The 11,288-nt window shown below is 67.2% G+C and carries 14 protein-coding genes; all 14 read left to right on the forward strand.

What is annotated here, in order from left to right:
* Positions 1 to 2 precede the first annotated feature (2 nt).
* Entirely contained in the window at positions 3 to 1,403 is a 1,401-nt protein-coding gene (gene murC, locus RS83_RS12945) for a UDP-N-acetylmuramate--L-alanine ligase (RefSeq protein ID WP_045279955.1), read from the forward strand.
* A 3-nt stretch (positions 1,404 to 1,406) separates the two neighbouring features.
* Positions 1,407 to 2,330, forward strand: a complete 924-nt coding sequence (locus RS83_RS12950; protein WP_045279956.1) for an FtsQ-type POTRA domain-containing protein — start codon at positions 1,407 to 1,409, stop codon at positions 2,328 to 2,330.
* A 185-nt stretch (positions 2,331 to 2,515) separates the two neighbouring features.
* Positions 2,516 to 3,658 carry a cell division protein FtsZ gene (gene ftsZ, locus RS83_RS12955; RefSeq protein WP_045279957.1) on the forward strand — a complete coding sequence of 381 codons (1,143 nt, stop codon included), beginning with the start codon at positions 2,516 to 2,518 and terminating at the stop codon, positions 3,656 to 3,658.
* On the forward strand, positions 3,655 to 4,335 hold the full coding sequence (locus tag RS83_RS12960) for a YggS family pyridoxal phosphate-dependent enzyme (protein ID WP_045279958.1): 681 nt from the start codon (positions 3,655 to 3,657) through the stop codon (positions 4,333 to 4,335). The genes ftsZ and RS83_RS12960 overlap by 4 nt, the downstream gene beginning before the upstream one ends.
* 42 nt (positions 4,336 to 4,377) lie before the next feature.
* Positions 4,378 to 4,857: a cell division protein SepF gene (locus tag RS83_RS12965; RefSeq protein ID WP_045279959.1), complete on the forward strand. Its 480-nt coding sequence runs from the start codon at positions 4,378 to 4,380 to the stop codon at positions 4,855 to 4,857.
* Positions 4,858 to 4,860: 3 nt separating this feature from the next.
* The gene (locus RS83_RS12970) at positions 4,861 to 5,157 is read left to right on the forward strand and encodes a YggT family protein (protein ID WP_045279960.1); all 297 of its coding nucleotides are present in this window, start codon (positions 4,861 to 4,863) and stop codon (positions 5,155 to 5,157) included.
* Positions 5,158 to 5,307: 150 nt separating this feature from the next.
* Positions 5,308 to 5,916: a DivIVA domain-containing protein gene (locus RS83_RS12975; RefSeq protein WP_045279961.1), complete on the forward strand. Its 609-nt coding sequence runs from the start codon at positions 5,308 to 5,310 to the stop codon at positions 5,914 to 5,916.
* A gap of 94 nt (positions 5,917 to 6,010) precedes the next feature.
* Positions 6,011 to 6,577 carry a signal peptidase II gene (locus RS83_RS12980; RefSeq protein ID WP_052679115.1) on the forward strand — a complete coding sequence of 189 codons (567 nt, stop codon included), beginning with the start codon at positions 6,011 to 6,013 and terminating at the stop codon, positions 6,575 to 6,577.
* Positions 6,578 to 6,579: 2 nt separating this feature from the next.
* Positions 6,580 to 7,500, forward strand: coding sequence for an RluA family pseudouridine synthase (locus RS83_RS12985; protein ID WP_045279963.1), 921 nt, complete (start codon positions 6,580 to 6,582; stop codon positions 7,498 to 7,500).
* Between the two features lie 144 nt (positions 7,501 to 7,644).
* Positions 7,645 to 7,800, forward strand: a complete 156-nt coding sequence (locus RS83_RS18835) for a hypothetical protein (protein ID WP_156153212.1) — start codon at positions 7,645 to 7,647, stop codon at positions 7,798 to 7,800.
* On the forward strand, positions 7,797 to 8,396 hold the full coding sequence (locus RS83_RS12990; RefSeq protein ID WP_045279964.1) for an RNA polymerase sigma factor: 600 nt from the start codon (positions 7,797 to 7,799) through the stop codon (positions 8,394 to 8,396). Before RS83_RS18835 ends, RS83_RS12990 begins: the two co-directional genes overlap by 4 nt.
* Positions 8,383 to 9,516, forward strand: coding sequence for a hypothetical protein (locus tag RS83_RS12995; protein ID WP_045279965.1), 1,134 nt, complete (start codon positions 8,383 to 8,385; stop codon positions 9,514 to 9,516). Before RS83_RS12990 ends, RS83_RS12995 begins: the two co-directional genes overlap by 14 nt.
* Before the next feature lie 41 nt (positions 9,517 to 9,557).
* Positions 9,558 to 10,166 (forward strand): RNA polymerase sigma factor, encoded by a 609-nt coding sequence (locus RS83_RS13000; RefSeq protein ID WP_052679116.1) that lies wholly within the window; start codon positions 9,558 to 9,560, stop codon positions 10,164 to 10,166.
* Positions 10,167 to 10,281: 115 nt separating this feature from the next.
* Positions 10,282 to 11,223: a hypothetical protein gene (locus tag RS83_RS13005; protein WP_197072132.1), complete on the forward strand. Its 942-nt coding sequence runs from the start codon at positions 10,282 to 10,284 to the stop codon at positions 11,221 to 11,223.
* Positions 11,224 to 11,288: the final 65 nt, after the last annotated feature.

The following is an 11,288-nucleotide window of genomic DNA, read 5'->3' on the forward strand; positions in this document are numbered from 1 at the left end:
ACATGATCAGACCCGACCTCACCCTCCCGATCCCCGAGACGATCACCTCCGCGCACTTCATCGGCATCGGCGGTTCCGGCATGAGCGGACTCGCCAGGATGTTCCTCGATGCAGGCATCCGCGTGTCCGGTTCCGACCGTGCAGACAGCGACAACCTGCGGGCACTGGCTGCAGCCGGCGCCACGGTGCACGTCGGCCACGAGGCTGCGCACCTCGGCGACGCCGACACCGTCGTGCACACCGGTGCGATCTGGCCCGAGAACCCCGAGTTCGTCACGGCCAAGGAGCGCGGGTTGCATGTCATCCACCGCTCACAGGCGCTGCACTGGCTGATCGGCTCGCGTCGTCTCGTGTCGGTCGCAGGCGCGCACGGCAAGACCACCTCGACCGGGATGATCGTCACGGCGTTGCATGAGCTGGGCGCAGACCCACACTTCGTCAACGGCGGCGTGATCGAGCAGCTCGGCATCTCGAGCGCGACCGGCTCCGATGAACTCTTCGTGATCGAGGCCGACGAGTCGGACGGCACGTTCCTGCTCTATGACACCGCGATCGCGCTCATCACGAACGTCGATCCCGACCATCTGGACCACTTCGGCTCGGAGGAGGCGTTCCATGACGCATTCGTCCGCTTCGCCGATGCCGCGAGCGAGGCCGTCGTGATCTCCAGTGACGACCCCGGCGCGCTTCGCGTCGGAGCCGGTCTCTCGCATCCTCACGTGCTCTCCTTCGGGCAGGCGGCAGATGCCGACGTGCGTGTGACGGACATCGTCGCCGACGGGCCCGTCGCAGCGACCATCACGCACGGCGACGAGAGCGCACGGATGCAGCTCGCCGTTCCCGGTGTGCACAATGCCATCAACGCCGCGGGCACCGTGACGGTGCTGCGTGCGCTCGGCTACCCGCTCGCCGACGCCGTTCGCGCCGTCGAGGGATTCGCCGGCACGGTCCGCCGTCTGGAGCAGCACGGCGTCGAGCGCGGCGTCACGGTGTACGACGACTACTCGCACCACCCGACCGAGGTCCGAGCGGCCCTCGAGGCGATGCGCACGATCTCCGGCGGCGGGAGGATCATCGCGATCCAGCAGCCGCATACGTACTCGCGGACGCAGCACATGTACCAGGAGTTCGCCGACGTGCTCGAGGAGCTCGCGGACCATACCGTCATGCTCGACGTCTACGGCGCCCGCGAGGACCCGGTGCCCGGCGTCACGGGTGAACTGGTGAGCGGCGCGTTCCGCGACCCGTCGCACGTGCACTTCGTGGCCGACTGGCAGGAGGCGGCCGACTATACGGCGTCGGTGGCCGACGAGGGCGACTTCGTGATCACGCTCGGCTGCGGCAACGTGTACCAGATCATCCCGCAGGTGCTGGAGTCGCTCCGCCGGCCTGTCGAGGCCTAGCCGATGCGACGCCCCCCACCGCTTCCGACCCGGGAGAGCCCAGGGGACGACGAGGCAGTGCCAGGCGCACGCTCTCGTCGACGTTCGTCGTCCGACGGGGTCGTCAGCCCGGTGCCGATCGCCGGACACACGGACGAGGACTCGGCGGCGACGGAGGAGTCCGCTCCCGAGCCCACATCGACGCGTGACGTCTGGCGTGCTGCCCGTGCACGACGGAAGGCCCTGCGCGGCGAGATCCGCCGGTTCACCCAGCGTTCCCGGCGACGCCGGATCGTCTGGCTCAGCAGCATGGGAGCGATCGTCCTGCTGATCGGCGGCAGCGTCGCGGCAGCCTACAGCCCGCTCTTCGCAGTCGAGAAGATCACCGTGGTCGGGGCCGCATCGCTCGATCCGGCCGTGATCGAGGCGGCACTCGCCGATCAGGTCGGCACGCCTCTGGCTCTGGTCGACTCGAGCGAGGTCAAAGCCGCGCTGCTGGCATTCCCGCTCATCGAGACCTATGCGCTCGAGGCCAAGCCGCCGCACGACCTGACCGTGCGGATCGTCGAGCGGACGCCGGTCGGTGTCATCCGATCGGATGCCGGGTACACCCTGGTCGACGCCGCCGGCGTCGCGCTCGCGACGACGACGGATCAGCCGGCCGGTCAACCGCTCCTCGACGTCACCGGCGGGACGCAGTCATCGGCGTTCGAGAGCGCCGGTCTGGTGGTGCGGTCGCTGCCCGCCGACATCCGCGGTCAGCTGACCGGTGTGCGTGCGAGCACGGCGGACGACGTCACGCTCACACTCAGCACCGGCCTCACCGTGGTCTGGGGGAGTGCGGAGGACTCTCCGACGAAGGCGCTCGTGCTCGCGCAGGCGCTGAAGGCGAAGCCGGATGCATCGACGGTCGACGTCTCGTCTGCTGAGACCGCGGTCGTCGGCTGACCCGATCGGGCCGGTTTTCGAGGCATTCCGACGGGAATGAAGCGACACGCCCGTGTCGCTGCGCGCACGCGCTCACGCGGCGCATACCTTCGATCAAGAGAACGCAATACCGGGAAACACTTTACACCTCTAGTTGAGGTTTAAGGTTCAACCCAATCCAAGGCTCGACTAATCGGAGGCCGGCCATGAGCCAGAACCAGAACTACCTCGCCGTGATCAAGGTCGTCGGCGTCGGCGGTGGCGGCGTCAACGCCGTGAACCGCATGATCGATCTCGGGCTCCGCGGAGTCGAGTTCATCGCCGTCAACACCGACGCACAGGCGCTGCTCATGAGCGATGCCGACGTCAAGCTCGACGTAGGTCGTGAGCTCACTCGCGGACTCGGCGCAGGTGCCGACCCCGAGGTCGGCCGTCGCGCTGCGGAAGACCACGCCGAGGAGATCGAGCAGGCGCTGACCGGCGCCGACATGGTCTTCGTCACCGCTGGCGAGGGTGGCGGAACCGGTACCGGTGGCGCACCCGTCGTCGCGCGCATCGCGAAGTCGATCGGCGCCCTGACCATCGGTGTCGTCACCAAGCCGTTCTCCTTCGAGGGACGCCGCCGCCAGAGCCAGGCCGAAGAAGGCGTGGCGAAGCTGAAGGAAGAGGTCGACACCCTCATCGTGGTGCCGAACGACCGTCTTCTCGAGATCAGCGACCGCGGCATCTCGATGATCGAGGCGTTCGCCACCGCCGACCAGGTGCTCCTCGCCGGTGTGCAGGGCATCACCGACCTGATCACCACCCCCGGTCTCATCAACCTCGACTTCGCCGACGTGAAGTCGGTCATGCAGGGGGCGGGTTCCGCGCTCATGGGCATCGGTTCCGCGCGCGGCGCGGACCGCGCGATCAAGGCGGCCGAACTGGCCGTCGAATCGCCGCTGCTCGAGGCGAGCATCGAGGGCGCCCACGGCGTGCTGCTCTCCATCCAGGGCGGATCGAACCTCGGCATCTTCGAGATCCACGACGCCGCGGATCTGGTGAAGGAAGCCGCTCACCCCGAGGCCAACATCATCTTCGGTACCGTCATCGACGACACGCTCGGCGACGAGGTGCGGGTGACCGTGATCGCCGCCGGATTCGACGGCGGGGAGCCTTCGCTGCGTCTCGACCCGATGGTCGTCTCGCGCCCCGCGGCAGCGACCACGCTGCCCGAGGTCGCTCTCCCCGACGAGACGGCGTCCAAGCCCGCTGCCGAGGCTGAGCCGGCGCAGCAGCGCGTTCCGGCGACCAGCATCGAGCCGGCGTTCGCGGATGACGACATCGACATCCCCGAATTCCTGAAGTGACCGATCTGAGGACGCGGCTGTCGGCGATCGATGCACGCATCGCCGACGCCGCGCGCCTCGCCGGTCGGAATCCTGCAGAGATCACCCGCATCGTCGTCACCAAGTTCCACCCGTCGTCGCTCGTTCGCGAGCTGCGGGAACTGGGCGTCTCCGAGGTGGGGGAGAACCGTCAGCAGGAACTCTCGGCGAAGCAGAGCGAACTCGCGGAACTCGACCTGCGTTGGCACTTCATCGGTCAGGCGCAGACCAACAAGGCGTCGGCGATCCGTCGCAGCGCGGACGTCGTCCACTCGATCGATCGCGCCCGGATCGCTGACGCACTCGACCGCGCAGCCGAAGACGACACCCGTCTCGACGTGCTCGTGCAGGTCAATCTGACAGACGACCTCGGTCGAGGCGGTGTCGAGCCAGCGGATGCGATCGCCCTCGCCGAGCACGTGCTCGCGCTGCCCACACTGCGTCTGCGCGGCGTGATGGCGGTGGCTCCACTCGACGAGGAGCCGGCATCCGCCTTCGCTCGACTTCGTGACGTCGCGGACGGCATCCGAACCGTCGACGCAGATGCGACGTGGATCTCCGCCGGAATGACCGGCGACTTCGTGGAAGCCATCGCCGCAGGCGCGACACACCTGCGGATCGGCTCCGCAATCACCGGACCCCGGCCCGACCGGGGTTAACCTCTAACCAGACCACCCGACACGTTCGAACCGGAGGACACGATGGGTAACCCGCTGAAGAAGACCATGGTGTACCTCGGCCTCGCCGACGAGGAAGAGACCTATGAAGACGAGCAGCAGGCTCCTGCCCGCGCTCACCGCGAGCGTGACCGCGACCGTGACCGTGACGAGCCCGCTCCGGCGCCAGTCACGCCGCTGCGCCGTCCTGTCGCCGTCCGCCAGCCTTCGGTGGGCGCTGTGAACGAGATCCTCACGGTGCACCCGAAGCAGTACCGCGATGCTCAGCTGATCGCTGAGAGCTTCCGCGAGGGCGTGCCGGTCATCATCAACCTCTCGCAGATGAGCGATGCCGACGCACGTCGTCTGATCGACTTCGCCAGCGGACTCTCCCTCGGCCTCTACGGCCGCATCGAGCGCGTCACCTCGAAGGTGTTCCTGCTCTCGCCGGAGAACATCGCTGTGTCGGGTCACGGCGGCATCGCCAGCGCAGACGCCGAGTCTGCGGGCTTCGACCAGTCGTAGCCCGTGGGGTTCGTCTCTGTCATCGCAAGCATCGTCCATCTGGTCCTGCTGCTGTACATCTTCGTGCTCTTCGCGCGCCTGATCCTCGACTACATCCCCCTGTTCAACAGGGAATGGCGTCCCAAGGGCTTCGGGCTCGTCGCAGCGGAAGCCGCATACACGCTGACCGATCCGCCCATCCGGTTCTTCCGGCGGATCATTCCTCCGCTTCGTATCGGCACGTTGTCGCTGGACTTCGGGTTCGCGATCACCATGCTGATCGTGCTCATCCTCATGAACATCGTCCGGCTGTTCATCTGATCCGGAGTTCCCCGCTCCCGGGTGTCGTGACATCGCGGCGCAAAGGCGCGGGGACTATGCTGGCACCCAGGCGCGACCCCCGGGTTCGCGCCACATCACGACCACGCCATACAAAACTGGCAACCGAACTCATCGAAAGAGGAGCCACTCATGGCACTTACCCCGGATGACGTCGTCACCAAGCAGTTCCAGCACGTCCGCTTCAAGGACGGCTTCGACCCCGACGAGGTCGACGACTTCCTCGACGAGATCGTCATCGAGTGGCGCAAGGCCCTCGAAGAGAACGTCGAGCTGAAGGCCAAGCTGGCCGCATACGAGTCTGGTGAGACCCCCGCAGCCGAGTCGGCTGCCGCAGAGGCTCCCGCCGCTGAGGTCCCCGCAGCTCCGGCTCCCGTGGTCGAGACGCAGGCCGAGCCCGCGCCGTCCGGCTCCGCCACCGCCACCGCAGGCATCATCGAGCTCGCTCAGCGTCTCCACGACGAGCATGTCGCCGAGGGTGAGGCGAAGCGCAACCAGCTCATCGCCGATGCCGAGAACGAGGTCAACCGCATCCGCAGCGAGGCCGAGGCCAAGCAGCGCGAAGAGGCTGCCCGTCTGGAGCGCGAGCGCAACACGCTCGAGGCCCGCATCACCGAGCTCCGCAACTTCGAGCGTGACTACCGCTCGCAGCTGCGCGGCTACATCGAGGGTCAGCTCCGCGACCTCGACGAGAAGTCGGCATCGACGGACTCCACGCCTGTCTCCGCGATCGGACTGTAGGTCGTAGGTCTTGACACGTAGCCCCCTTCGTCGGTCGGCGGCCGGTGCGCTCGTTGCGGTTCTCGCAGCGTTCGTACTGGCCGCCGATCAGTTTGTGAAGTACCTCACCGTCACGTACCTGCCGTTGCAGGAGCCCGTGCCCGTGCTCGGTGAGTTCCTGCAGCTGTACTCGGTGCGCAACCCCGGTGCCGCGTTCTCGCTCGGTTCCGAGGTCACCTGGATCTTCACGATCGCCCTCGCAGTCGTCGCGGGCGTCATCATCTGGAAGGCCTTCGGACTTCGCTCGCGTCTCTGGGCCGTCGTGCTCGGCTGCCTGCTGGGCGGCGTGCTCGGCAACCTCGGAGACCGACTGTTCCGCGACCCCGGCTTCCCTGTCGGCCACGTCGTCGACATGATCTCGATGCCCTGGATGATGCCGGCGATCTTCAACGTCGCCGACATCTTCATCGTCACTGGCATGATCTCGGTCGCCCTGCTGGTCGTCTTCGGCCTTCGCTTCGACGGCACGCGTGAGCGCGACCACGTGACGGTGGAGACCGAGGAGCAGGCGGAGGCCGTCGCGGTCGCTGAGGCGGAGCAGCGTGCTGCTGAATCCCAGTCGGCCGAGACAGCGGACGACGCGCCAGCCGGTGGCGCCGCACCCACCGCCGGAGGGCGTTGACGGTGGAGTCCCGCTCTCTGCCTGTGCCCGATGGGCTCGAGGGCACCAGGGTCGATGCAGCACTTGCGAAGATGCTCGGATTCTCGCGCACCTTCGCGGCCGATGTCGCCTCGGCCGGCGGCGTTCGGTTGGACGGGGTCACGCTCGACAAGTCCGATCGTCTGCGCGGCGGTGGATGGCTCGAGGTGGAGTGGCAGCCGAAGGAGGGACCGAAGATCGTTCCGATCCCGGTTCCGGATCTCGGGATCGTGTACGACGATGACGACATCGTCGTCGTCGACAAGCCGTCCGGTGTCGCAGCGCACCCCTCGCTCGGCTGGGAGGGACCGACCGTCGTCGGTGCACTCGCGGCCGCCGGGTTCCGCGTCTCGACGAGCGGTGCACCGGAACGACAGGGCGTCGTGCATCGGCTCGACGTCGGCACGAGTGGTCTGATGGTCGTCGCGAAGTCGGAGCACGCGTACACGGTGCTCAAGCACGCGTTCAAGGAGCGCACGGTCGAGAAGATCTACCACGCGGTGGTGCAAGGACATCCCGATCCGCTCGCTGGGACGATCGAGGCGCCGATCGGGCGCCACCCGAACCACTCGTGGAAGTTCGCGGTCGTTCCGGACGGCAAGCCCTCTGTCACGCATTACGAGACGCTCGAGGCGTTCCCGGGAGCGTCGCTGCTCGAGATCCACCTCGAGACGGGGCGCACACACCAGATCCGCGTGCACATGGCAGCGCACCGGCATCCGTGCGTGGGGGATCCGCTCTACGGCGCCGACCCCACGCTGTCCGCCCGGCTCGGACTCACCCGGCAGTGGCTGCATGCGCACCAGCTGGCGTTCACGCACCCGGGCACAGGGGAGTGGGTGCAGTTCGAATCGCCGTACCCTGCAGACTTCGTGCACGCCCTCGACGTGCTGCGCGGGGAGTAGCCGCCCTCGAGGTCTCGAGAGCACGGAGCCGCTTCTTGGCTCGCTGCGCCGCTCCTTGGGTCGCTGAGCTGCCCCTCGGTCCCTGAGCCGCCCTTGGGTCGCTGAGCCTGTCGAAGCGTCAGAGGCATCGGCGACACTGGATCCATGGACATCGAGGTGCGCCCCGCAGTGGAGTTCGACGACGTCGCCGGCGTGTGCGGCACAGCCCGGCGCCCTGATGCGGCTCGATCTGGAGAAGGCTCGGAAGTCGATGAAGAAACCGTGAACCGTTCGACGGGACACGGACAATACACAGCGTGAGCACAGACAGCGAGATCATCCAACGGTCTCTCGAACACCCGCCGGCCTTCGCGCAGCTGTTCGACCGACATTCCCGCGCGATCAACGCCTTCGCGAGCTACCGAATCGGCCGGCATGCGGCTGAGGACGTCTTGAGTGAGACCTTCCTCGTCGCGTTCCGACGTCGCGCAGATTTCGATACGGGCATCGAATCGGCCGCGCCCTGGCTGTTCGGCATCGCCTCGCGCCTGATCCGTCGGCATCGCGCCGTCGAGGCGAAGCACTGGCGGTCATTCGCCGCCGCGGTGACGGGCGAGGAACACACATCGGATGGCGGTGTGGACGAGGCCATGGCGAGGATCGATGCCGAGCGGAAGGTGCAGGCGATGCGGACGCGGATCGCGTCCCTTTCGCCGCGGGACCGCGAGACCCTGCTGCTCTACGCCTGGCAGGGACTCACGTACGAGCAGATCGGGGAGGCGCTCGGTGTTCCGGTCGGGACCGTCCGCTCGCGGTTGAACCGCGTGCGGCGTCGGCTGGACCCAGGGCGCAGGGCACAAGACGTCGCACAGGTCATCGAGATCGTGGAGCAGGGAGAGTCCAATGAACGTGTTTGAGGAAGCGCAGAAGGCCCGTCCCGAGATCGACGGCGCTGAGGAGAACGTGGCGGCCGCGCGAGCGATGCTGATGGCCGAGATCCGCGGAGAGTCGGTTCCGCTCTCGACGCGTGCCAGACGTCGTCCGTGGATCATCGCCGGCAGCGTGCTTGCGGGTGCCGCCGCGGTGACTGCGGGTGTGCTCGTCGTCGGCGGCCTCACGACGCCTGAGCCAAGCGTCGAGGCTGTCCCGACCGTGGTGCCGTCGACAGCGCCGAGCCCGAGCACGGATCCGCAACCCACGCCGCAACCCACTGCTGAACCGCTGACGGTGACGAGTGCGTTCGGTGCCGCGGGAGCTGCAGCCGCCAGCTTCTCGGGGCTCACCGTCGCGCCGGGGCAGTATCTGCGTCTCCAGGTGGCGGTGAACGACATCGTCTTCTTCGAACCGGCGAACGGGTGGGGCGAGTATTCGGCCGATCGCTCGAACGCCACCAGCGCGTGGGGCGTCACAGGGTCGTACGACGTGTACGTCCCGGCAGACCCGTACGCGGACTGGCGATACGCCGGAGGGCCCTCTCAGATCGGCGATCTCTACGGTCCGGACGCCGCCCAGCGCTCCCAGCTCTATCAGCAGGAGACCGCGCACACGTCGTACGAGCCGTACGGCCAGGCCGGCGGCGCCGGTGCCCCGTGGTCGACGGCCGGAGGCGACTCTCTCGCCGCGTTCTTCGATTCGATGCCCAAGGATCCAGCGCAGCTGATCTCCTGGATCGATGAGCATCAGGAGACGCCGCCAGGATCCGACAACTCGAAGGTGGGCTGGTTGCTCATCGAGCTGCTCGCCCGCAACGCAGGATCGTCCGAGGCGCGCGCGGCGATGTATACAGCATTGAGCATGCTCGACGGGTTCGAACTGATCGGTGTCGCGGGCGACGACTTCACTGTCGCCCTCACCACGCCCACAGTCGACATCTCCGGCAACCCGAGCACGGTGCGTCGCACTGCGACGATCGACACGATCACGGGTCTCGTCGAGGAGACGACCGTGACGACCGGCGCAGGGTCTGCAGTGGTGCCCGATGCCATCCCGGACATTCGGCGGACGTACGTGGTGTCCGTCGTCGATGCGGCTCCGTGACGGATTTGGAACCGTTCGTCCGTTCTCGGGCAATACATAGTGTGAGCACAGACAGCGAGATCATTCAGCGGTCGCTCGGACAGCCCCGAGCGTTCGCCGAACTGTTCGATCGGCATGCCGAGACGGTCGGCGGGTACGCCGCCCGTCGTCTCGGCGTCGATGCGGGCGAGGACATCCTGAGTGAGACGTTCCTGGTCGCGTTTGCACGACGGACGTCGTTCGACACGTCATGGGACTCGGCCCTTCCCTGGTTGTACGGGATCGCCTCCCGGCTGATCAGGAAGCACCGGGCGAAGGAAGCGAAGCACTATCGGTCGAGCGTCGCGTCCGCGCATCGCGAGGAGCACATCTCGCACGGGGACCTCGAGGCGACGACCGCTCGCCTCGACGCGGAGATCTCCACCCGGGAGCTGGCACCTCGGATCGCCGGCCTGTCAGTGAAGGAACGCGACACGCTCCTGCTCTACGCGTGGGGCGATCTGACCTATGAGGAGGTTGCACTCGCTCTCCGCGTGCCGGTCGGCACCGTCCGCTCGCGGATGAACCGCATCCGGACCCGGTTGAACCCGGACAGATCGACGGGCCGAGCACGAAACGTGAATGCAGAGAAGGAAGGAGCAGTCGATGGACGTTTTCGAGCGCGTGCGTGAGGTCAACGCAGGAGCAGGACTCACCGAGGACCGCATCTCCGGTGCCCGATCCCGGTTGCTCGACGGGATCGATGCGGGCCGGACCGCGGAGCGGAAGCGGCTCGCGCGGCGGCCGATGCTCGTGATCGCGGGAGCCGTGGCGACGGTCGCCGCCGTCACCGCGACGGTGGTGGTGATCAACCAGCCGGTCGCGCCGGCCCCGCGGGTGGAGGCTGTTCCCGTCTCCCCGGGCGATCCCCGGACGCCCGGGGAGAGGATCCCGAAACCGGTCCCGACCGTCGGGACCGGGGCGACAGAAGTGTTCCCCGGTACGACTCCGCAGCCAGGACAGTATCTGAAGATCACGGCGACGGAGGAGAGCATCTTCTATCGAGACGGCAACGGCGGAGTGAACCAGTGGTTCTCGAATTTCGGGACACCACCGATCGCCGCAGCAGTGATGAGGGGCTACTCAAGCACGACCATGCCGGCTGACCGGTCGGGAGAGTGGATCAGCTCGCGCGGACCGTCGAGCGAGTTCGTTCAGGCCTTCGGCGCGGATGAGGGGACGCTGGGCTCGGCATGGTCGAGTGTGCTCCCATACAGCCCAGCTGTCATCGAGAGCCGCTCCGTCGGTGGACTCGACTACGGATACACACCCGGAGTCGGAGGTCCGAACTACTACGACGCCCAGCCCCGGGACCCGCAGGCGCTCTGGAACTACTGGTACGACTTCTTTTCGCAAGCGCAGAGCGGCAGAGAGGAGTCCGTGCTGTATTCGATTCTGGATGTGCTCAAGTCGAACATCGCCCCTGCCGACGTCCGGTCAGCGTACCTGGAGGCGCTGCAGACATCCGGGCGCGCTGCGGTCGATTCGACGAACGGTTCCGTCGTGACCTATGCGGTGCAGTTCAGCGACGCGGACGCACGTACCGAGCGGATCTCGATCGACACCTCGACGGGCTGGGTGATGGGATACACCATCAAGTATCTGAACGCAGATGGCGGGCTGGTGCCGGGCGGCGTCCCGAACGTCCGGGTAACCTACGCGCTCTCTATCGTGCCCTCCGCACAGTAGCTCTTCGAACTGGCTGAGCCCCGACACCGACCTCCGGTGTCGGGGCTCCGCCGTAGACTCGATGC

The sequence above is a fragment of the Microbacterium oxydans genome (assembly GCF_000956525.1).
Taxonomy (GTDB): Bacteria; Actinomycetota; Actinomycetes; order Actinomycetales; family Microbacteriaceae; genus Microbacterium; species Microbacterium oxydans_A.